This window comes from Paenibacillus cucumis (ex Kampfer et al. 2016), from assembly GCF_019748695.1.
In the GTDB taxonomy this organism is placed as follows: domain Bacteria; phylum Bacillota; class Bacilli; order Paenibacillales; family Paenibacillaceae; genus Paenibacillus; species Paenibacillus polysaccharolyticus.
In genome coordinates this window covers 202,638-226,063 of the sequence record NZ_JACLIC010000020.1, presented here as the reverse complement: position 1 = coordinate 226,063, position 23,426 = coordinate 202,638, and the positions used below count along the sequence as shown (strand labels likewise).

General features: G+C 44.1%; 18 protein-coding genes. 8 read left to right on the top strand and 10 right to left on the bottom strand.

What is annotated here, in order from left to right:
* The first annotated feature begins 53 nt into the window (after nt 1-53).
* A complete protein-coding gene (locus tag H7T88_RS12545; protein WP_221788713.1) occupies nt 54-2,375 on the top strand; it encodes an MMPL family transporter in 2,322 nt (773 codons plus the stop codon).
* A gap of 170 nt (nt 2,376-2,545) precedes the next feature.
* Here H7T88_RS12545 and H7T88_RS12540 read toward each other — a convergent pair whose 3' ends face one another.
* The 6 genes from H7T88_RS12540 to helD form a co-directional block, all read right to left on the bottom strand.
* Nucleotides 2,546-2,971 (bottom strand): MarR family winged helix-turn-helix transcriptional regulator, encoded by a 426-nt coding sequence (locus tag H7T88_RS12540; protein WP_154889184.1) that lies wholly within the window; start codon nt 2,969-2,971, stop codon nt 2,546-2,548.
* A gap of 121 nt (nt 2,972-3,092) precedes the next feature.
* Nucleotides 3,093-3,797, bottom strand: coding sequence for a response regulator transcription factor (locus H7T88_RS12535; RefSeq protein WP_221788711.1), 705 nt, complete (start codon nt 3,795-3,797; stop codon nt 3,093-3,095).
* A gap of 25 nt (nt 3,798-3,822) precedes the next feature.
* Nucleotides 3,823-4,173, bottom strand: a complete 351-nt coding sequence (locus H7T88_RS12530; protein ID WP_221788810.1) for a DoxX family protein — start codon at nt 4,171-4,173, stop codon at nt 3,823-3,825.
* 337 nt (nt 4,174-4,510) lie between these two features.
* Complete coding sequence (locus tag H7T88_RS12525; RefSeq protein WP_221788709.1) at nt 4,511-5,260, bottom strand: gamma-glutamyl-gamma-aminobutyrate hydrolase family protein; 750 nt, start codon at nt 5,258-5,260, stop codon at nt 4,511-4,513.
* Nucleotides 5,261-5,480: 220 nt separating this feature from the next.
* Nucleotides 5,481-7,466: a methyl-accepting chemotaxis protein gene (locus tag H7T88_RS12520; protein ID WP_260510873.1), complete on the bottom strand. Its 1,986-nt coding sequence runs from the start codon at nt 7,464-7,466 to the stop codon at nt 5,481-5,483.
* A gap of 328 nt (nt 7,467-7,794) precedes the next feature.
* Entirely contained in the window at nt 7,795-10,215 is a 2,421-nt protein-coding gene (gene helD, locus H7T88_RS12515) for an RNA polymerase recycling motor HelD (protein WP_221788707.1), read from the bottom strand.
* A gap of 467 nt (nt 10,216-10,682) precedes the next feature.
* Here helD and H7T88_RS12510 point away from each other — a divergent pair, with 467 nt between their 5' ends.
* The gene (locus H7T88_RS12510) at nt 10,683-11,663 is read left to right on the top strand and encodes an aldo/keto reductase (protein WP_221788706.1); all 981 of its coding nucleotides are present in this window, start codon (nt 10,683-10,685) and stop codon (nt 11,661-11,663) included.
* A 193-nt stretch (nt 11,664-11,856) separates the two neighbouring features.
* On the opposite strand, the gene H7T88_RS12505 is transcribed toward H7T88_RS12510, so the two are convergent.
* On the bottom strand, nt 11,857-12,897 hold the full coding sequence (locus tag H7T88_RS12505) for an NAD(P)-dependent alcohol dehydrogenase (protein WP_221788705.1): 1,041 nt from the start codon (nt 12,895-12,897) through the stop codon (nt 11,857-11,859).
* A 211-nt stretch (nt 12,898-13,108) separates the two neighbouring features.
* On the opposite strand from H7T88_RS12505, the gene H7T88_RS12500 reads away from it, so the two are divergent.
* The gene (locus H7T88_RS12500) at nt 13,109-13,531 is read left to right on the top strand and encodes a MerR family transcriptional regulator (RefSeq protein WP_221788704.1); all 423 of its coding nucleotides are present in this window, start codon (nt 13,109-13,111) and stop codon (nt 13,529-13,531) included.
* Between the two features lie 23 nt (nt 13,532-13,554).
* Nucleotides 13,555-14,469, top strand: a complete 915-nt coding sequence (locus H7T88_RS12495) for an AraC family transcriptional regulator (RefSeq protein WP_221788703.1) — start codon at nt 13,555-13,557, stop codon at nt 14,467-14,469.
* Nucleotides 14,470-14,583: 114 nt separating this feature from the next.
* Here H7T88_RS12495 and H7T88_RS12490 read toward each other — a convergent pair whose 3' ends face one another.
* Nucleotides 14,584-15,624: an ABC transporter substrate-binding protein gene (locus H7T88_RS12490; RefSeq protein WP_260510872.1), complete on the bottom strand. Its 1,041-nt coding sequence runs from the start codon at nt 15,622-15,624 to the stop codon at nt 14,584-14,586.
* 299 nt (nt 15,625-15,923) lie between these two features.
* On the opposite strand from H7T88_RS12490, the gene H7T88_RS12485 reads away from it, so the two are divergent.
* Nucleotides 15,924-16,736, top strand: coding sequence for an undecaprenyl-diphosphate phosphatase (locus H7T88_RS12485; protein ID WP_090915833.1), 813 nt, complete (start codon nt 15,924-15,926; stop codon nt 16,734-16,736).
* Between the two features lie 143 nt (nt 16,737-16,879).
* On the opposite strand, the gene H7T88_RS12480 is transcribed toward H7T88_RS12485, so the two are convergent.
* The gene (locus tag H7T88_RS12480) at nt 16,880-17,569 is read right to left on the bottom strand and encodes a DUF8426 domain-containing protein (RefSeq protein WP_221788702.1); all 690 of its coding nucleotides are present in this window, start codon (nt 17,567-17,569) and stop codon (nt 16,880-16,882) included.
* A gap of 301 nt (nt 17,570-17,870) precedes the next feature.
* Between H7T88_RS12480 and metE the strand changes: the two genes are divergently transcribed.
* From metE to H7T88_RS12465, 3 genes are all read left to right on the top strand, one after another.
* Nucleotides 17,871-20,168 carry a 5-methyltetrahydropteroyltriglutamate--homocysteine S-methyltransferase gene (gene metE, locus H7T88_RS12475; protein ID WP_221788701.1) on the top strand — a complete coding sequence of 766 codons (2,298 nt, stop codon included), beginning with the start codon at nt 17,871-17,873 and terminating at the stop codon, nt 20,166-20,168.
* 304 nt (nt 20,169-20,472) lie between these two features.
* On the top strand, nt 20,473-20,727 hold the full coding sequence (locus tag H7T88_RS12470; RefSeq protein WP_260510871.1) for a (4Fe-4S)-binding protein: 255 nt from the start codon (nt 20,473-20,475) through the stop codon (nt 20,725-20,727).
* The gene (locus H7T88_RS12465; protein ID WP_221788700.1) at nt 20,720-21,001 is read left to right on the top strand and encodes a GNAT family N-acetyltransferase; all 282 of its coding nucleotides are present in this window, start codon (nt 20,720-20,722) and stop codon (nt 20,999-21,001) included. Before H7T88_RS12470 ends, H7T88_RS12465 begins: the two co-directional genes overlap by 8 nt.
* Nucleotides 21,002-21,104: 103 nt before the next feature.
* On the opposite strand, the gene H7T88_RS12460 is transcribed toward H7T88_RS12465, so the two are convergent.
* On the bottom strand, nt 21,105-23,036 hold the full coding sequence (locus tag H7T88_RS12460) for a fructose-1,6-bisphosphatase (RefSeq protein WP_221788699.1): 1,932 nt from the start codon (nt 23,034-23,036) through the stop codon (nt 21,105-21,107).
* Between the last annotated feature and the right edge of the window lie 390 nt (nt 23,037-23,426).

The window sequence follows — 23,426 nt, the reverse complement described above, 5'->3', positions numbered from 1 at the left end:
AATCCACCATTAGAATTGTCATACTTATAATAGAAGGAGTGTAAAAAAGAGAAATGTCTACCTTATTATATAAAATAGGAAAAACTGCTTTTCGCAAGCCGGGATATTTTATTATTGGCTGGGTGATCATTCTGGGGATCGTCATCTCCATGATCAGTATCAACGGCGTGCACATCAGCTCGGAAATGAAAATTGAAGGAACAGAATCACAGAAAGTTTTGGATCAGCTTGCAAAAGAACTGCCTGCCGCCTCCGGCGGTCAAGGAAGCGTTGTGTTCAAAGCGCCGGACAACGAGCGGCTGGATACACCTGAACGTACCGCTGCCATTATGAAAGGTGTCAGCGAAGTATACGGGCTGGATAAAGTGATTAATCCAGCCGACTATGCAGCTGCGCAGGCGAATAACTCAGGGGCATCTGCGGACGCGGCTCAAGCGATGAACATGGCCCAGTCGGCTACAGCCTCGCCGCCTCCATACGGACCATTCATGGTAAACAACGTTCCCGTACCAGGTTTGTTAATCTCATCGGATGGTAGCACAGCACTGTTTCAGTTCCAATTCACGATTGAACAGTCTGCTATTACGCAAGATGTGTTTGATTCTGTTATTCAATCGGTCATGAAGGTTGAAGAAGGCACACAGATTAAGGTATTGCCTGGTGAAACGCTTAAATCCGTATCCATCGGGGTTGGTTCCGCCGAAATTGTAGGGCTGGTTATCGCGGTCATCGTACTGCTCATTACCCTTGGTTCCGTTGTTGCAGCAGGCCTGCCGCTGATCACAGCCCTTCTTGGTGTCGCTATTGGGGTTGGGGGAGCATTCTCGATCTCCAAATTTGTTGATATGCCAAGTGTGACATCCGTTTTGGCTCTAATGGTAGGTTTGGCTGTCGGCATCGACTATGCACTTTTCATCGTCAATCGTCAGCGCCGGATGATTATTGACGGGCGCCTAAGCGCACAGGAAGCTACAGCGCGGGCAATTGGCACATCAGGCAGTGCTGTATTTTTTGCCGGCTTAACCGTCATTATTGCCCTCTGCGGTATGCTCGTCATCGGACTCACTTTCTTGTCCACGATGGCACTCGTCGCAGCGGCAACGGTACTGATCAACGTATTCGTTGCATTAACCTTACTGCCAGCCTTGCTCGGCCTTGTTGGTGAACGAATCTGCTCGAAGAAAGCTCGTGCGAAAGCTATTAACTCATCAGAAGCGTCAAGTCATGGCGTGGCTAACAGATGGGTCAAATTCGTTATTAAACATCGCTGGGCAACCGTTATTGCGATTATCCTTGTCCTTGGTTTTGCCGCAACTCCGATTACTAAAATGGAAATGGGCATTCCGGGAGCTTCCTCAGCAAACCTGGATACGGATGCAAGACAGAGCTATGATGCCATTTCGAAAGGTTTTGGTGAAGGCTTTAACGGTCCGCTAATCCTGGTGGCCGAACCACGTAATGCCTCTGCCAAAATGACACCAGAGCTTCTGGGTGGACTCGCCATGGAGTTGCAGGGTCAGAATAACGTGGCTCAAGTCTCTCCTTTAGGGATGACGGAGGATTTGGCTATTTTCAGTCTCATTCCCAAGACAGGTCCTAACGATCAATTGACTAAGACGTTGGTTAACGACCTGCGGTCAGCAGACTCTAATATGGCTAAGACCTATGACGTCAAACTTGGTGTAACCGGACTTACCGCCGTAAATATTGATATGTCCGCCAAGCTGGCTCAGGTTTTCCCGATCTATGTAGGTATCATCATTCTACTTTCATTGATCATCTTGTTGCTTGTGTTCCGTTCGATCATCGTTCCGATCAAAGCAACGATTGGTTTCCTGCTTAGCATTCTAGCTACATTCGGCATGACAACCGCAGTGTTCCAATGGGGCTGGTTGCACTCCCTTTTTGGTTTCGATACAGGCGGCCCGTTACTCAGCTTCATGCCTATAATCGTAACCGGGATTCTCTACGGTCTTGCCATGGATTATCAGGTATTCTTGGTTAGCTCGATGCGCGAATCCTATGTTCATGGTCACCGTGGAACGGAATCCGTTATACATGGTTATAATCAGGTTAGTCGTGTCGTTGTTGCCGCTGCGGTTATCATGGTTTCCGTATTCGCTGGTTTTATCTTTACTGATGATGTCATGATTAAACAGATCGGCTTCACACTCGCGGTAGGTATTTTAGTTGATGCTTTTATCATTCGCATGGCTCTGGTTCCGGCCATTATGGCGATGTTTGGCGATAAAGCTTGGTCTCTTCCGAAATGGCTGGATCGCATCCTGCCTAATCTCGATGTGGAAGGCGAAAAACTGATTGCTTCCCTCAATGCCCAAAACGAAGTTAAGTCACAGTCGGGTTCCAAATCATAACGGATTTTCAATAATATATCTTCAACAAAAGACCTCCTCAGTTCATGAGGAGGTCTTTACATTAAGCCTATTATCTAACACAAAACTATCTAACCCAAACAACTCTCGCACATCAATATACATGCTATAGCATGTATTAAATGTTCTTTAACTCTCTATCTTAAATTCACTTAATCCTCTTGCACATTCATGTACAGCTTTTCTAATATTGCCTTTAATTGTTCCAGTTCCTCAGGCTCTATCCCTCGTGTAACATAGTTATGAGCGTCTTGGACCGTTAACAACAACTTTTCTTTCACTTCTTCTCCTTTGGGAGACAAATATAAATGGTGTGAACGTTTATCTTGATCATTAACGATACGTCGAACCATTCCTTTACGCTCTAGTGAATGGATCATTCGAACGACAGTCGTTTGATCCCGATCGATAGCCTCTGCCAGCTCTTTTTGAGTCGTAGCTTTATCGAGATCCATGAAAGATATAATACTCCATTGTTCAGGTGTGACCTCGTAAGGCTTCAATTGTTTGATAAAATAATTCGTAAGCTTGAGATCTGTCCGGTGAATTAAAAAACCAGTCACACTGTATAAGTCCATTGTTGTACCCTCATTCATCATTTTCTTACACCCAATTATAGGTGATCTGAACGAATGTTACAAACGACACTCATCAAGGAATGAAGCGGCTAAACTGATTTTCAATCAGATGCTTGCTTAATTAATCGATTTCAAATTTATATCCTAACCCCCATATCGTTTTGATCATAGAGGAGGAACCCGCCGAAATGTCATCCAGCTTTTCCCGAACTCGTTTGATGTGTGTGTCTACGGTACGATAATCCACACTATAATCATAATTCCACACATTTTGAAGTATATTCTCTCTCGAGAATAACTTATCTGGTGACGTCGCTAAATAAAATAACAATTCGTATTCTTTAGGAGTTAAATGAATCTCTTTCCCCCTAGAAGACAATTTGTGATCGTCTTCCAAAATGAAATCACGCAATTTCAATCTTCGATAAAAAGTAAGGTTGTCGTGATTCCCCGCTTGTCTTCTCCGAACGACACTTCTAATACGATGAACGACTTCACGTGGACTAAACGGTTTGGTGACATAATCATCCGCTCCTGACTCAAAACCTTGAATAACATCCTCTTCACTATCTTTTGCAGTTAAAATTAAGATGGGAGTTGTCTTATATTGACGTATTCTTGAAGTTACGAAAAAGCCATCCATGCTAGGTAACATGACATCAAGGATCAACAGATCGTAGTCATAACGAAGTGCTTTTTCCAGACCAATCTCTCCTGTGGTAGCTTCATCTACTTCGAAACCTTCTCTCTCTAAATACAACCGTAGAAGATTTCGAATTCTCAGCTCATCTTCAACAATTAGAATTTGTTGGGATTGTAGTCCCATCTTACGTCTCCTCCTTATTCAGCGCTTAGAAGAAATAATACAGTGATACAATCAAGCTAAGAACGAATAGAACAATGGCAGGAATGGCTTTTTGTATAGGATCTTTAGCTAAAACAATCAAAGTAAAGGCTCCAGCAATCATTGTACCCCCCAGTAACAATCCTGCCCAAAATGCAACACCAGGTACCCATATGCCAGCAAGCATACCCATAGCTCCAACAATCTCAAACGATCCGGTCAAAATATTAAAGAATGAAGGCAATCCAAAACGTTTGAATTCATCGGCCATCTTCCCCGAAATAATTTTGCTTCCTGTAACCAGGAAAAAGAGGCCTAACAGAACCTGTAAAACCGTAATAAAAATGAACATCGCTATCCTTCTTTCATTCGTTATTACATATAGATCGCGCAAATCAATTACATGCTATACCATGTATCTGGTCTGTGACTCTGCTTATGAAAAAGGTTATTTAGTTGCACTGACAGCTCTCACGTTTAACAACAACCATCAATCCCATTGGCATTCTATATGCTATAGCATATATTTTGTTTTAAATTTAATCTAATGTCAACCCCGGAGTATAACTTTATTGAAATGTAACCATTCATACGTTATCTCGAATAAAAAAATAAGAATCACTTTCAAGCGTATGCTCTAATCTATACTCGAAAGTGATTTTTGTGTTCAACCTTTCATATCCATCGAACTAGAATCAAGCCGTAATGTCCTGCACAGGGCTCTTAAATCGTGCTGAACTGCATGCTCTGACGAAAGCTGCAAATAACTGCTGACTGTACCCGTCCACGGCATAACTATACTCCGGATGCCACTGAACAGCGAGTACAAACGAATAACCTGGCATGACGACAGATTCAACTAATCCATCCTCCGCAATGGCAACAGCCACTAATTGATCGGATAACGTTTTGATGCCCTGATGATGATAGCTGTTAACCTGAATCTGATCCGTCTGCAAGATATCATGAAGCAGATTATCTTTTTCAATATGTACGGAATGTACGAGATTGGTGTATGGGGGTTTTTGCTGATGAACAATCTTCTGCTCTGCTTCCATATCTGTAGGAATATCCTGATATAACGTTCCCCCTAATATGGCGTTAAACAGCTGTAATCCGCGGCATATGCCAAAAGCTGGTTTACCAAGCGCTATTACTTTATGAAAAAGAAAAGCCTCCATCTGATCCCGCTCCATACACAACTCGCCACAGACGCTCTGCATCCGCTCATCATAAAGTTCCGGATTAACATCATGGCCACCAGTAAACAGAAATCCGTCAAAGGCGTGCGCTAGCGTTGTGATCATGTCCTCGTCTGTCGTTAATGGCAACATGACCGGTATACCACCTGAATCTTCAATGGCCTTCATATAGTGAGGAAGCATCCAGTAACTTTTTTTGTCCGTATCGTACAAAGGCAGTACCCCTATCATCGGCTTGTTCATCTCAAGCCACCTCCTGATTTATATTAGATTCAACGCTTCATTCGTTGTTTATGTTGTAATGGGGTTTACATTCAAGTTTGTTTTATTTTATCAGAGTTTTCGCTGAACAACATGCACAAAACCTTGCATTCCCTTACCTGTTACATCCTCTGTTAGCATGAGAAAAAATAGATTTCAACGTAAAAAAAGCCGCTAGATGCAGCGACTTTCCTTTGACGTCTTAGAGTGTAAATCGTTGAACCAGCTGTTGCATATTGTCAGCCGTTTGGGCCAGCTGAACCGTGGATGCCGAGATTTCCTCCATTGCAGCCATTTGCTCCTGTGCCGCTGCCGAGGTTGTCTGAGCACTGTCCGCAGACAGCTTCGAGATGTCCGCCATCTCGGTTACTGCAGCCGAAACTTGTTCGGTACTCGCAGACAGCTCTTCAGATATACTGGAGATATCCTGAATCTGATCTACTATTTTAGACGTGTGCTGTTCAATGTTTCGAATGGTTGTGGAAGCTTCTATGCTAATGCGCATACCCTGACTTACCTGATTCCGAACCTGCTGATTCATCAGCATTGTCGACTGTTCAATCAAGTTCAGCATGTGCTCAATAGTACTGCCAATCTGTTCGGCGCTTTGTTTGGACTGCTGGGATAGCTCGCGAACTTCCGAAGCAACAACCGCAAACCCTTTGCCATGTTCTCCAGCTCTGGATGCTTCAATGGAAGCATTTAATGACAACAGATTCGTTTGACGAGAAATATCTGCTATGGCATCGTTCATCTGACTTGCTTCCGAGGAAAGAGCAGACAATTGATTCATCAGTGAACTGGTTTCTTCCACGACTTCCAATATGAGTCCCATCTGTTCTTCCACTTGTTTAATCGTATCGCCACCGCTTACTACTGCACGTTCCGTCTCTTCGGCCGAATCCACAATCGTCGTTGCAGATGCTGCTATGGTGCTGATTCCTCTTGCCATCTCTTCCACAGCATTAGCGGTTTGACGCGAGCTTTCAGCTCCATTTACGGCTGTCTCAGCCGTTTGTTGCATAATCTCGGCTACATGCTGAACAGATTGGGTCGTCTGCTCTGTGCTCTCTTGAATCATCTGTGAAGATTCCCCCAGCAACGAAGAGGTCTTGTTCAGTTCAAGGACAACAGATTGAAGGGATTGAGTCATTTCATCAAAATCCTGAGCCAGCATACCAAATTCGTTAGCAGAATTCAGACCAACTCGCTCAGATAGATTGCCCTCACGTACTTTACGTGCAGCCACTCTGAGTTTTCTCATCGGAACAATAAAGGCTCTCAATATCAGAAAAATGATCCATCCGGCAATAAGGACCGAGATGCCAATGACCGTCAGACTTGTAATCAAAATTGGTTTGGCTGCAACAATAAAGTCTTCATGCCCCATAAGCACAATCACATTCCATCCCGTTAAGGCGTTAACACCGTTATATACATCCAAATCATATTCCAGGTCTGTACGTACAAAATGAGATAATGCCATAGGCTCATCCACATCAGACGCCGTATTAGGGTTTACCGGGATGCCTTCGATCAGCGGTCCACCCAGTTCACCGCCCCCTCCTTTGGAAATAGCCCCTGACCAAGCCGCTATGGAACGATTGCGATCCACAACAATTAAGCTGCCATTACCGCCAACCTCTATCGCGGCTATCTCTGTTGCTAATGAAGTCAGATCCAGTTGAATGCGTACAGCCCCTTTATCACCCGAAAGTCTCTTTGATATTTCTACGTATATTTTTCCGGAAGCTGCATCTTTGGTAATGTTTGAAAAATGAATTTTGCCACCATCGCTAATGGCGCTTTTGTACCATTCGGTATTGCGAACATCGGAGGTTGTTTCTTCGATATTGGAGTTCGTAATAAACTTCCCTTGTTCATTCGCCATGGAGAAATCCAGAATCTCCGGATATGTAGTCGAGAAACGATTCATGTCTAGCCTAACTTCTTCATACTGCTCCGTTCCTGGGTTTGTACCCACCAAATCGTCTATATAATGAAGTAACTTCACTCGCTCACCAACGGTGTTGTTAATATGCTGCCCTACCATCGTTAAGATCGTTTGGATGGGTGCTGTCATTTTTTGCTGAACCTGATCCTTGGCACTGGTATACGAAAAATATCCGATAAGTGCGGTAGGAATCAAAAGTACAGCAAGAAATGCGATTGTCAGACGTGTGCTCATCAAACGTAATGCCGAAATCCCTTTTTTCCAAAATGAAACCTTTCTCTTGTTCTGCTTCAATCCAATCTCCCTTTCTGAATCAAATCAGTTGACTTTTATTTAATAAACTCAGCTTCAATTTCGCCATCATCCTGCGTTAAAGACGGGAATGGAGCCAAGTTGATCATTGGATAAACGCAAAAAAACCCATGCATACACACACTCAGAGAAAAACTGAGTGCATGTAAACATAGGTATTGCCTGAAAAAATCAGTAACAAGCCTTATTTGAACCGTATCATAGCATAGACTGTAAAATATGTTAAGGATAAATATGGAAAAAGAGGCTCTTATACATTTTTCACATCATACAAGTTCTCAGGCAATGCCTGCAAAAAAGGCGACCAGTCCTTCGACGTATATAGATTCAACCGATGCATCGCGCGAGTACAAGCCGTGTAAAGAAGCTTGCGGTCATATTCTTCCCCATATCGAACTGCGGAGGCATCATATACAAGCACTGCATCGAATTCTACACCCTTGGCGAGGTAGACGGGAATGACCATCAGGCCTTTTTCAAACTGCTCCGTGTCTTTCGTAATCAGCCTTAGTCCCTCTACACCGACCTCTCGCAAACATTCATATGCAAGGTGACTCTCGGCTGCCGTTTTGGTTATGATCGCAATCGAACGAAAACCCTCTTTTTGAAGCGCCTCAACGTCAGATCGAATGAACTCATCACGCTCGTTCTCTCCTGCCTCCACCCGGATTAAAGCCGGCTTCTGGTCCCTTCTGTCAAAAGCAACAATCTCATCACCGCCAGGTAGCATCGCCTTCGTGAATTCAACAATTTCACGAGTTGAGCGATAGCTCTGTACTAGCCGAATAAGCGTCGTTTCTTTGTCCCCATATAACGAAATTAATGGCGAATCAGTAGCGGCAAGTTCTGTCGCCTGCATATAGATCGCTTGCCCGAAATCACCTAGTACCGTCATGCGGGCACGAGGGAACAGCTTTTTGAGATATTCATATTGAAATGCCGAGTAATCCTGACCTTCGTCGACGAACACATGACGGATATCCGTGTTGATTCGTACCCCTTCGATGATTTCTTTTACATATAAATATGGGGTAGCATCTTCATGGAACAGCTTGTTCTGACGCAACATATCTTTGGTTTGGGTACAGATTTCATCCCAGTGAGGTGGAACTGCCGCTCCATTCGTACGTTCTTGATAGGCTGCGGAATCTACAAATAGTTGTTCATAGGCTGATTGTACATTGACGAACTTGAACTTTCGGACACGCTGCCTTAGAGGCTTGAACCTTTGCTTCACTATTTTTCGCCGTAGCAATTCTTCTTCCCTCTCGCCAAAATCGAAAGCACCTTCATCCAGATCAGCACGCTTGCTTGCATTCTCTCTTGCCGCATACTGCTCCGCCACTTCGAACACAGCCTTTTCCTTGTGCAACTTACCGTACGCGTCTGCGTAGTCGTCCGTATCGAGATAATTCAACTCTTCCTCCACCCAGTCCGCTTGTCGTTCCTGTTGCTCTAGAACAGCCAGCTGTTTCAGCAACCATTCCTGCAATAACAATATGCGGCTTGGCAACGGAAGATGGACGTCATAAGTTGAAAATTGTGCCTTCATCTGAGCTGAAGTAATGAACTCTCGTTCACGGAACCGAATGCCGATAAATTTTAACCCTTCCCGACCCAGCCATTCCCCATAGTTCTTCAAAGCTTTCAGAAATTCCGCGGATGCTTTATAGCGAATGCCTTCCATACGAGCAGTGTAACCTGGTTCCGCACCAGCAGTAAGTACATACTCGATCTGATCAAGTGGATCTTCCGGACTCAAGCTCGATCCGAGCCAATAATTCAAGTATTCCTGAAACGTCGTCTGTTGAATGTTCTCTTCACCTAGCTCTGGCAAAACGGTCGAGATATAACTCGCAAACATCGGATTTGGCGAAAAAAGAACCATCTGATCTGCCTTGATCGTCTGGCGATGTTTATATAATAGATAGGCCACTCGCTGGAGCGCAGCGGATGTCTTTCCGCTACCTGCGGCGCCCTGAACAATCAGCATTCGGCTGCGATCATCACGGATAATGGCATTCTGTTCCTTTTGAATCGTTGCTACAATGCTTTTCATCTGAGAGTTCGCACCTTTGGAGAGCACTTCCTGGAGCATGGCATCCCCAATGGTTTCACTAGCATCAAACATGCCCAGCAACTGGCCATCCTGAATTTGAAACTGACGTTTCAGTTCAACCGTCCCCTCGATTTTCCCCATAGGTGTCTCATAATCTGCCGTACCGGAGCCATAGTCATAATAGAGACTCGCGATCGGCGTACGCCAATCATAGATGAGAAAATCCAAGCCTTCCTTGTCTGTAAAAGAAGACACCCCAATGTAAATTGGCTCCGTAAAACCAAGACCCTTTTCCTTAAAATCAATACGTCCGAAGTAAGGTAGAGGCAATAAACGATTTACATTTTTCCACTGCTGTACTAATAACTTATGCCCACGTTCTCGTTCAGCCAACACTCTCGCTTGCTGATTAATGGTATAAAAGGCTTCTTCAAAATCCGTGTATGAACCCGTATTAATCGTGACTTCTTCCCAGAAACGTTTACGAATTTCCGTAGCCTGATCCGCAAGACCTTTAACTTGGGGTTCAAGTTCAGCAAGTCTCGCCTGCAGTTCATTTCGCACGTAAGCCAATCTTTCTTTTTCCAATTGCCATTCGTTCGTTTCTGTCATATCGTTAACCACACTCCTCAGTCCATTTTCTTTGGAGAAAAAAAGCGCGTTGACAAACCGAAGAATCCGATGTATGATTAATTTAGGAGAAATAATGATACATCAATTACATATTCAACGAAATCAACTGCGCTCATGATTATATCACAGCGTATTTTTGCGTTCAATCTTTTTTTATTGTATTTACGGTCATGAGACCTCTGCATATCAAAGTTTCAACATTTAAACGATAGCTCCACTCTCTTTAAAGCCCTTTGGTCTGTTCCAAGGGGCTTTATTTTATTAGGTGCTCTACGTTTCTATACGTAAAAGAGTGCTACTCCCATTTTGATCGGATCAGGCAAACTTTTGATTGAAATGAACTACAGTTTCAATAGAGAATCATGACATAATAGAACAGAAAACAGCCATCCTATTAGATATGTGGAATACGTGGTAACTTTGAGTAGAAAGGAAATGTGATTACGATGGAATACGTTAAACTTGGTAATACAGGACTCGATGTCTCGCGCTTTTGTCTCGGATGTATGGGATTCGGGGACGCCAGTAAATGGGTTCACGAGTGGGTGCTGAACGAAGAAGACTCCCGATCCGTGATTCGCAAGGCACTGGATCTTGGTATTAATTTCTTCGATACAGCCAATATATACTCTCTTGGTACGAGCGAGGAATATCTGGGACGGGCTTTGAAAGACTACGCAGACCGTGATCAGGTCGTGATTGCGACCAAAATTCATGGACGAATGCATGAAGGCCCCAACGGCTCCGGGTTGTCCAGAAAAGCCATTTTAAGTGAAATTGACAAAAGTCTCAAACGCCTCGAAACGGATTATGTAGATCTATATATCATTCACCGCTGGGACTATAACACCCCTATTGAAGAAACGATGGAAGCACTCCATGATGTAGTGAAGTCAGGTAAAGCCAGATATATTGGCGCTTCAGCCATGTTCGCATGGCAGTTCCAGAAAGCGTTATATACAGCGGAGAAAAATGGCTGGACCAAATTTGTTTCCATGCAGAACCATTTGAACCTGATTTACCGTGAAGAGGAACGGGAGATGCTGCCACTTTGCAAAGAGGAAAAGATTGGCGTTACGCCATACAGCCCACTCGCTTCCGGCAGGTTAACAAGAGATTGGTCGGTGACGACGCATCGCTCTGAAACGGATATGATTCAGAAATCAAAGTACAATGCCACAAGTGACGCGGATCGCATTGTTGTCGAACGGGTGGCGGCTATTGCCGAGAAGTATGATGTGCCTCGTACACACATAGCGCTGGCATGGCTGTTACAGAAAGAGACCGTGACTGCTCCGATTATCGGCGCAACGAAACATTCACATCTCGATGTTGCCATAGGCGCATTGTCGGTAAAGCTTACCCTAGAGGACATCGCTTTTCTGGAAGGGCCTTATATTCCGCATCCTGTCGTGGGCGCACAGTAAACAACATTGATGGAGCACAAGAAATATTTATGATCTGTCAATGATATGGTCGTAAGGTTTACGGTCTTCAAAATGTTATCGTAACAACAATAGCCCCTCCTTTCCTTATGCGGAAATAGGGGCTATTTGCTGATGCATCAGTTTTATTTATTAAAGGCGAAGGCGTTAACTGAACTCCTTCCCCTCTGCTCTGTTAAATGGTGCTTGTATCAATAACAAAGCGATATTTCACATCTGAAGCGAGCACACGTTTATAAGCTTCATCAATCTGATCTGCCGAAATAACCTCAATGCTAGGGGCAATATCATGCTTAGCACAGAAATCAAGCATTTCTTGTGTCTCACGTATGCCGCCAATCATGGAACCTGCGAATGAACGACGATGTCCGATCAGCGAGAATGCATTGACGGGCAGTGGCTCTGGCGGAGCCCCTACATTAACGAGTGTGCCGTCCAACTTGAGCAGCGAGAAATAAGCGTTGATATCAATGCTGGCACTAACCGTATTAATGATCAGGTCTAATGAGCCTGCAAGCTTTTCAAATGTTTCCGGGTCGCTCGTTGCGTAGTAATGATCTGCGCCAAACTGCAATCCGTCTTGCTTTTTACTCAGGGATTGAGAAAGAACCGTAACCTCAGCTCCCATCGCATGTGCGATTTTAACCGCCATATGACCGAGACCACCCATCCCTACGACTGCGACTTTCTTACCCGGACCAGCGCCCCAATGATGCAACGGAGAATAAGTGGTAATTCCAGCGCATAGCAGAGGTGCGGCAGCATCCAGCTCAATATTATCAGGAATGCGCACTACAAAATCCTCGGTTACCACGATATGGGTGGAATAACCGCCTTGGGTTGGCTCACCGTATTTGTCTACTCCTGCATACGTTGGAATGTTACCTTTCAGGCAGTATTGCTCTTCTCCTTTACGGCAATTCTCACATTCGCCGCAAGAGTCGACCATACATCCAACACCTACGCGGTCGCCTACTTTATATTTCGATACACCACTACCTACTTCAGTTACAATCCCGGCAATTTCGTGTCCCGGTACGAGTGGATAATTAACGGGTCCCCACTCCCCATGAGCGGTATGAATGTCCGAGTGGCAGATGCCGGCAAACTTAATCTCAATTAATACATCCGTGGTATCCAGATCACGGCGGTTAATCTCTGCGGAACGGAAGGGTTTATCGGGTCCATCCACGGCTCTGGCTTTAGCTGTAATCAATAGTATAACCTCCTCATGATTTTGGAATCTTCTTTATCTTACGCCCTATAGTTAACTCTAGGTCAAATGTTTTGCTCTACTTTTTCTAAAAAAGTGTTCGTTTTGACATCACTCCTGACCGCATGATAGAATTCACTCGCGTCAGCGAATGCCATGCAGCCTATCGGCTTTAATCTCGATCTGATCTAGAACTGAAAGGAACAAACTCGATATGACCTATTCCATTAGTGAAGTCGCTAAAAAATTGGATCTGACTGTGTATACATTGCGCTATTATGACAAAGAGGGACTCATGCCCTTCGTCGAACGTAATTCGACCGGAACGAGACAATTCAAGGACTCCGATATTGATTTTCTGAAAATAATCCAATGTCTGAAAGCTACCGGAATGCCTATCAAGGATATCCGGGAATTCATAGCCTGGTGCTCGGAAGGTGATGCAACCTTGCATCAGAGGTACGATATGTTTACCGAGCGCAAAGCCAGCGTCGAGGCTCAAATGGAAGAACTCCGAAGAACAATGGCCGTTATTGAGCATAAGCGCAGTTATTATCAGCAGGCCATCGAAGCTGGAACGGAGAACATTCATAAAACTGCACTGGCTCCCAACCCAGAGCATGTTACAAGCTCCTAGAGGAAACGAAAGGAACTTATGTTATGACTATGCTATATCAGCAGCAATTAGATGAAGTTGCCAGACTTATTCACAAGTACACGGTCAATGAAGGTGTCCATTCAACCGAACTTCGCTCCCTTTCTCTGATTCGTGAATCTGACATCACTGAACCGATTTTCAGGTTGAACGAAGCTTCTTTTTGTATCGTCGTCCAGGGTCAAAAGGAAATGTTGCTGGGACAGGAACGTTTCCAGTACGGACCTGGCAGCTATATTGTAGCTACGATGGATTTGCCTGTAAGCGGCCAAGTCATAGAGGCTTCGCCTGTCGCTCCTTATCTCGCATTAAAGCTTGAATTCACAGGCAGTGAAATTTTGGAGGTAATTCAGCATACCCGTCTCTCCCCTAATTCGAACGATACAAACGATGTTACCAGACGAGCCATGTATGTGAGCAAAACTTCTCCAGAGCTGCTGAATGCCGTGATCCGATTAGCTCAGTTGCTTGAAGGGGATGCGGAGGATATCTTCATGCTCTTTCCATTGTTTAAAAAGGAGATTTTGTACAGAGTACTCAAAGGACCTCAGGGCAGTGCGCTGAAGCAGATGGCACAAGAAGGATCTCACGCGTACCGTATTCGTAACGTGATTGAACACATGGTGACACATGTTAGTCGGCCCGTCCGGATTGAAGAACTGGCAGAGCTGGCGAATATGAGCCAGGCTTCCTTCCATCGACATTTTAAAGCAGTCACTGCAATGAGCCCGCTTCAGTTCATCAAACAACTGCGGCTACAAGAAGCACGTCGTCTGTTAATGTCTCAAGCTGTAGACGCATCAGAGGCTGCTTATCAGGTTGGATACGAGAGCCCGTCACAATTCAGCCGTGAGTATTCACGCATGTTTGGTTGTCCGCCAATGGAGGATATTAAACGTTTGAGAGGCAGTACGTACTAATTTCATCTCCAGAAAATAATCCCGTTCCACGTAAAGAGACTCACACCTAAACGGTGAGAGCCTCTTTTTTTTCTTCGTTCCATTTGCTCTAAAATACAGTCTGCCTGCCCGAAACTACTTGGATGCCGAAAGTAAGCTATCCGTAATAAATTTAAGCTGTCCTTCCAACGATACCGGATCGTTATACGTATCAGACGATGGATCTAGCTGAAATACATGATTGGCTTTGACAGCCGGGAGGTTCTTCCATAACTTATTTTCGTAAATCTTTTTAGAATCACTCGTGTCCCCGGACCACGGGCTGGTGAAAATAATGTCTCCTGCATAATCCGGCAGCACTTCTATCGAAATGGAAGCCCAGCCTGTTCCGCTGTCAATAGCTTCCGCTTGAGCCTTGGTTGGTGCTTTCAGTCCAAACTCACCATAAATAATCTCTCCCCCGCGGCCATAGTTATGACCGAAGACATACAACCCTTTATCATACGGATTCAGGATCGATACGGTACGATTGCCTACAGCTGCTTCTACCTTCGGTTTCAACTCGTTAATCTGAGCTTCCCACTTGCTTATCCAGGCCTTAGCTGCTTCTTCCCTGTTTGTAAGTTTGCCCATCTCCAGCATTAAGTCTTTGTAGTTACGTTTACCGTACTCAATCTGAACCACAGGTGCAATCTGTGACAGCTTGTCGATGCCTTCTGTACCTGTGTACACAATAAACAGATCGGGTTTCAAAGCAAGCAGTTGCTCCGGTGTTGGCGGCTGATCACCTAAATCTGCTGTTCCTTGTGCAGCAAGCTGCTCTTTGATGTATTTGTTGTTCATCGCACCTGTAGTTGCTCCCACCACTGGAGCATCCAGTGCGACAAAGTATCCCGTAGAGAAGGCCGTCAGATCCACAATCCGTTTAGGATTTTTCGGCACTTTCACTTCACCAGCATCAGACTGGAATGAAACCATCTCATCTTCTGCACCTGCTCCTGTGTCTGTCGTACCATCTGAATTGTTACTGGTTTTGCTTCCCGCATCGGATGATACAGTAGTCTTCTCCGCCCCATCTTTAGCTGTATTTGAAGCTGACTGACCACATGCACTCAAGATCAGCATGAACACAAGCGCCATCATGATCCAAATTGAACTTCTTTTTGTACTACGCAAAAATAACCCCACCTTTAATGTATTGGATTCAATCAAATAAATGATATTGATAATCGTTATCAACGATATCACGACTCTAGCTTTTTTACAATACAAGTTTAATATATTCATTCCAAACTTCGTCTATTAAGTGAAAAAAGAGAATATACATCCCATTTCTACTGACAATTTCATTCCAAACTTGCCATCTAGTAAGTTAAAAGGCTATCATCATTAGAGTGGATAGAGAGATTTAACAAAGAGAATGATTTTAGAACATGATTTTTGAGAATGTAGAGAAATGTTTCAAGGAGGACAAGATGGATCAGATTATACTGTGGTTAAAGTACTTTTTTTTGGGTATCGTTCAAGGGGCAACGGAGCCGATTCCGGTCTCCTCCAGCGGTCATTTAATTATTGCCCAGCGACTAATGGGACTGAAGCAAAATGGCCTTTCGTTTGAAATTTTGACGAACACCGCTTCATTAATTGCCATTGTTTTTATTTTTCGGGAAGACATCATGAAGCTGATTACCGGTGGATGGGGTTACTTAACAACTCGTAAACCGGAATATCGGGCAGACTTTATGTTTTGCTTATATATCGTCATCGGTACGATTCCTGCTGCCGTTGCTGCTGTGCTGTTCAAAGATCAGATTGAGAGCATCTTCTCGTCAGTTTATACGGTTGCAGTCGCTCTGCTAATTACGGGTGTTGCACTCTGGCTTATTCGTAATCTGCGCGGTCGCAAACAGGACGGCGATTTGAAGATGAAAGATGCTGTACTGGTTGGACTCGCTCAGGCCGTTGCACTTATTCCGGGCATCAGCCGTTCGGGTGCTACCGTTATTTCGTCCATTGCGGTCGGTATGAAACAGGAAACGGCGTTAAAGTTCTCCTTTATGCTCTACATCCCGATCAGTATCGGCGGTGTGATTCTGGGTGCTTCAGATATAGCGCATGATCCTAACCGTGCTCAGCTTGCTATTCCTTACCTGATCGCGTTCATCACGACGCTGGTCGTTACCTATTTCTCAATGAGATGGTTTATGGGCATTATGGCCCGTGGCAATCTGAAGTATTTTTCATATTACTGTTTTGCGGCAGGAACATTGTTACTTATCTTTTTATAAAAAGGATCTCTATACACAGCAAAGGGACAACCATGGCGGTTGTCCCTTTGTGCTTGCAATTCGTTTTATCCGCTGGTTTCCTCTCATTCGCTCGGTTATAGCTTTTACTCTTACTAGTTCTACACTCCACTTTGATGCTGAGCTTACGGTTTGGCATATTGCAAAATGGCGATAGCCGCTTGTACTCGCAGTCCTTCATCTTTACTCAGCAATGCCTCTTGAAGTACTTGCAGCGCGCTATCAATCGTGGATTGCTCAACTCGTGGAAGTGTGTGATCATGTGTTAACGTTTTGAATAATTCTGGTGCTACCCGCTGAGTTTCTTGGTTCAATGCTGTCCCAACACTCCCCGCTGTATCGCTATTCCCCCTAAGAGCTTGATCCAGCCTCGCCTGCTTTACAGGCAACTTAAATTGGGCAACAACATTGGGTTCTTGCAGCAAAGTTTGCATGTGTTCATTAATATCCTCCAGCGGTACCCGTCCAAGCCAGGTTACACCCCTGCGGTGGCATATTAAGTCTTCGCTTGTGCCAATGGAGTCGTCATAATAATAATCACCAAGGTCTCCGACATACATCCAATCCTCATCCTTAATCACAACATAATCCCCGTCACTCATCCCGTCTGCAAACAGTTGGATCGTCTCCAAAACTTCGCCTGAATTATCAGCAATAATTCCATAGCGTTGCTCCAACAGTTCACATAATTCCTCCGATGACGCCCGCTCCAGATCGCCAAGCGCTGACCACGGAATGCCGATATAGTTATCCTCCAGAAAATTTTTTACTTTACTGACTCCGCCTACAATCGACTGCACATAAAACAGATTCACGGATGCCGCCTTCCCTTCCTGCTTGCCATAAGCTTAGTTAACCATTGGAACGCTCCTATGTCTACTTACATAGCAGATTATCTTCCTTCAATGGCGGTCACTGCTTCAAATCACCTTCGCTATCTCACCTTCCCTATCAAACAAACCATTCCTAATTAACTCTCTTGTCCCCGCTACTCAATCTTGTTAGTCCGGTCTGTTATAGCCCATAGCTATAGCTGGATATAATTTAATGGAATTACTTAATAACCATACTTCTGTGATACCTTGTTGTTAACACATTGCAGAGGGGTTATGGCAAATGACAAAAAGTAGCGTATTGGGATACCCGCGAATCGGAGCCGATCGGGAATGGAAAAAAGCACTTGAGGCCTTCTGGTCAGGAAAATTACAAGAAAACGAACTCCACGCGAGATTGCAAGAAATTCGTTTAGATCATTTGCGCAAGCAACAAACCAAAGGTATCGATCTGATCCCAGTGAACGATTTCAGTTATTATGATCATATTCTGGATACAGCCGTGATGTTTGGTATTGTGCCAAAACGCTTCGCTTATAACGGAGGCGCTGTGCCTCTCTCCACCTATTACGGCATCGCCCGTGGGACGAAAGATGCCGCAGCCAGTGAAATGACCAAATGGTTCAATACGAATTATCACTATATTGTACCTGAACTGAATGATGCTTCGCCGATTTTAACCGAGAATAAACCACTAATCGCATACCTTGAAGCCAAAGAGAAAATCGGCATTGAAGGTAAACCAGTCATCGTTGGACCGCTGACCTTCCTGAAGCTCTCCAAAGGCTATGACGCATCCGAAACGGACGCTTGGCTGGATCAGTTGCTTCCTCTCTACACTCAAGTGCTGCAAGAACTTGCAGATGCTGGCGTACAGTGGGTACAGATTGATGAGCCGGTGCTCGTAACGAAATTGAATGATGCGGATCTACAACGCTTGAACAAAATCTATACCGCTTTTGCATCAGCTGCTCCAGGTTTAAATATTTTGCTGCAAACGTACTTTGAATCCGTTGAAAATTACAACGAAATCATCAGCTTGCCAGTTCAAGGTATCGGTCTTGATTTTGTACATGGACTGGAAGGTAACTTGCAATCCGTTCAAACGAATGGTTTTCCGGCAGACAAAGTGCTTGGCGCAGGCATTATTGATGGACGTGGGATCTGGAGAGCATCCCTTCAAGACAAGCTGACATTACTCCAGACGCTTACTTCACTCGTTACCCCTGAAAGGTTAATTGTGCAATCCTCCTGCAGCTTGCTGCATGTACCTGTCACAACAGCACGCGAAGCTAAACTTGCTGCTGAGCTCAAAGATGCACTTGCATTTGCGGATGAAAAGCTGGATGAGATCGTTATTTTGACCCAAGCAATCCGCAGCACTGATGCGGACATCACCGCTAAAATTAAAGACGCCGAGCAAAAACTACAGGCATTGCAAAGCTCCGGAGATCGTAACCGCAAAGCCGTGCAGGAAGCCGTTGCTTCCATCCGTGTACAAGAGCCTAACCGCTTACGTCCATTTGCAGAACGTCACGCAGCACAGCAAGAAAAGTGGCAATTGCCTTTGTTCCCGACAACAACGATTGGCAGTTTCCCGCAATCCACGGAGGTTAGAAAAGCTCGCCAACAATGGCGTAAAAACGAACTGAGCAATGAACAATACGCTTCCTTTATCCGCGATCAGATTGACAGCTGGATTAACATTCAAGAAGAGATTGGTATTGACGTGCTGGTTCACGGTGAGTTTGAACGCACCGATATGGTTGAATTTTTCGGCGAGAAGCTGGCTGGATTTGCCTTTACGCAATATGGATGGGTGCAATCCTATGGCTCACGTTGCGTAAAACCACCTGTTATTTTCGGAGATGTTGAATTTGTAGGTGAAATGACGGTCGAGGAAACGAAGTACGCACAGTCGAAGACAAACCGTCCTGTTAAAGGCATGCTGACAGGCCCGATCACCATCATGAACTGGTCCTTTGTACGGGATGATATTGAACGGGAAACCATCGCGTATCAATTGGCATACGCACTCAGACAAGAGGTTGAAGCGCTCGAACAAGCAGGTATCGGAATGATTCAGGTCGATGAACCTGCCGTTCGTGAAGGCTTGCCGCTCAAGGAGAATAAACAAGCTAATTATCTGGATTGGGCGGTCAAAGCGTTCCGTATTACAACATGCACCGTACAGGAAACCACCCAAATCCATACCCATATGTGCTATTGCGAATTCCACGATATGATTGATTCTATCGAAGCAATGGATGCCGACGTCATCTCCATTGAAACATCGCGTAGCCATGGAGAGTTAATTCACAGCTTTGAAGAGAATACGTATGAGCTCGGTATTGGACTTGGCGTATACGACATCCATAGCCCGCGTGTACCAAGCGTCGAAGAAATGAGTAACATGATTGACCGTGCTTTGCGTGTGCTCGATCCGAAACTGTTCTGGATTAATCCAGACTGTGGTTTGAAAACGCGCGGACAGGAAGAAACCGTGGCTTCTCTGAAAAACATGGTAGATGCAACCCGGATTGCACGGGCGAAATACAGTGCTACTCCTGTTCTGAACTAGATAAGCTGAACAACTGATGGTTTATATGTACGTACGTTTCAATAAAAGATTAACTTAATCAGTATAGTCTCTGTTTTGTTCTAATAGGAACACTTATAAGCCGGAATCCTGTATCATGCAGGATTCCGGCTTTTTAACTTAAAATCAGTATAACATCCACGTATTAGGTAATTCGTCACCGTTGACTAATACATGATTCGTCATTATAATTCGGACATCGAGAGCCCGGCAGGCATGATTTCCATGAATGCATGGGTGAGCGATCTGTATAAAATTCTAACTCTACAGTGAAAGATGTGAAGAGATGATGGGTAAGGAGAAGTTATACTACGGTAAAGATATCGAGGTCATGTTTAATTCGGATGTATGCATTCATTCGGGTATCTGCGTAAAGGGCCTCCCTGCTGTTTTTGATTTGAGCAAACGTCCTTGGGTTGATCCCGATGGTGACACTTCGGAGGCTATTGCCCGGCATATTGACGCATGTCCAAGCGGAGCATTGACGTATAAGCTTCTAAATGATGAATTCACAACAAAGAAAGAGGATGAACATGCATAATGTAGAACATGAAGTTGCCAATAAAAGATTTCTTATTCAAGATCACGACGACATTGCTGCGGTGATGACATATGTAATTTCAAACCCAGAGCTGTACATTATTGATCACACGTTGGTCGAAAATGCATACCGAGGACAAGGACTTGGTGACGAGCTTATTAAAGCTATGGTGGAATACACGCGGGAAAACAGTATTAAGATTTTACCTTTATGTCCTTTTGCCAAGGGACGTTTCGAGCGTATCTCTGAATATGCAGATGTTCTCCATCAGTAATACGAATAATTGCAATTGATTTTTATAAGTGCAGAAAAAAAGTACAAAAATCCTCCCTCGATGGTCCCTAGTATGGAGGCTTTTTGTACTTTTGCATTTATTCTCATTTCATGTATCGATAGTCTAGTAGATCCTTCAAATTCGAGATTTTCTGCAGCAGTTTCTCCCCTACATTGGTTTCTTTCACCAGTTTTCGTTCCAGCTCTTTATCAACCAGTCTTTTTAAAGACAATACGTCCGTTCCGTTGCATAACACATCTTCTTTTGAATTGAATTTTTGATGGGCGACGAGTTGCATGCCAAAAGAGTTGTAAAGCAAGGTATATCCGGCAATGCCTGTTGTGGATTGATAGGCTTTGGAAAAACCGCCGTCAATCACGATCATTTTTCCGTTTGCTTTCACAGGACTCTCTCCACTGATTTCTTTGACTGGCGTGTGGCCGTTAATGACATGTCCATGATTCGGATTCAAATCAAACTCCTGCAAGATTCTTCGACAGATCTCTTCATTTTCACGTAAATGGTAATAAGGATTTTTTCTCTCCTTATGTGCTTCTTTTTCTTGAATAAAATAACGTTCAAAAGTAGTCATTTCTCTCTTGCCAAAGAGTGAGGAACATTCTCCTGTCCAGATGTACCATACCATATCCGTCGCCAGATCTTCTGTCTCTTCCGGATGGGCAAAGGCATAACGTAAATAATCTTCAAAAACATCAAGCAATTGACGTCCCGCATATGTCTTGTCTTCAATCTGCATTTCTTCCATATTTCCTTCTTCATCCATAGGAATACAGCCGTGGATTAACAAATTTCCGTTGTATTTTAAATAAAGGCTTCCCTTTTTCATGAGGAAATTCATATGTCTGGCCAGCTTTTCGGAATGCTGAACGGAGAACAGAAGTTTCTCCATCACTTGGCGTTCTTCCTCTAACAATTGCTCAGGCTTTTGCGGATTTACGGTTGTAAAACAGGTGTTTTCCAGCTTGTACGTTTTTCCACAGATCGTGATTTCATTTTTGTCGTAATCAATCTGTTCCAGCAAAAGTCTTTCAGACATATTAAAGTATGGGCGTCTCTTGATAATCGGGCTTTCAAGTTTAAACTGGATCATGGCAATGGCTTGGTGGATTTTGGTGATCTGCAGAATTTCCTGCTCTGAACCATTATGGCCAGTCTGCAGCTTAGGTCTGAAGGGCAGATTGTCTTCATAGTATTTCTCCGCCAAGTTTAGCAGTGGGCGCAGATTGATTCCGTATATATCCTCTATGATGTCCAGATTATTGTATCTGGCGCAGATCCGGATAATATTCGCAAGGCAGACCAGAGAACCCGCGTACGCACCGATCCAGAGGACATCATGGTTCCCCCACTGAATGTCTACAGAATGGTAATGGATTAACGTATCCATAATTTTATCAGGGTCCGGACCCCGGTCATAAATATCTCCAACCACATGAAGATGGTCAACCACCAGGCGCTGGGTCGTATACGCAAGGCCAATAATGAGCTTGTCCGCTTGGCCCAGGGATATTATTTGTCGATATATTTCCTCATAATAAGGATCTTTATTGTTGGTCGAATCCGTCTTGTATAGAAGCTCCTCTACAATATATACATACTGCTCCGGCAGAGCTTTACGCAATTTCGAGCGCGTATACTTGGAAGAGGCATAAGAAATAAGCTTAAGCATGTGTTCAATTGTTTGTCTATACCACTGGTTTAGAGCCGTTTTATTGCTCAGTTCTCCTATAACCAGCTGTATTTTTTCTTCCGGATAATAAACCAACGCTGCAATATCATTAATTTCCTGATCCGTCCATACCTCCCGGAACAATTCCTTGATTTTTTCTTTGACAGTACCTGAGCCGTTTCGTAGTACGTGCTGAAAAGCCTGGAACTCCCCATGCAAATCACTGACAAAATGCTCGGTTCCCTTTGGGAGATTGGAGATCGCTTCAAGGTTGATGATCTCGGTGATGATTTTTTCTTCAGTATCATATTTCTGGGCCAATAAATCTAGAAACTGCTCATCCAAAACAGATGTCCCCCTTCAAAGAAGTTATGTGGTATTGATTTTATAGTAAATTTCCAAGGGACTTTTACTTTTATGATTATCAGCGTTGTCCTCCCTAATCATACTCCAGTTCATCAACTATGAACAAATGGAACGAATTTGGATTGAGATTAGATTGAGACGTTCTGGAGTTAATTTAACCGAAGCAATAGCTCACCAGGTTAATAATGTATCGCTTGACCTAATTTCACCATAATCAATAAGAACATATCTTTGGGTTGAGGTAAAATAAAAACCGATGGGCATCTACATAAGTAAAGTTCCCATCGTTTTTTTTAGTTTCAGGTAGTTATTTGCAGGCCACAAAGGCAGTGAATCTTAAAAATAAGTTTAAAAATTATCCCTACTGAT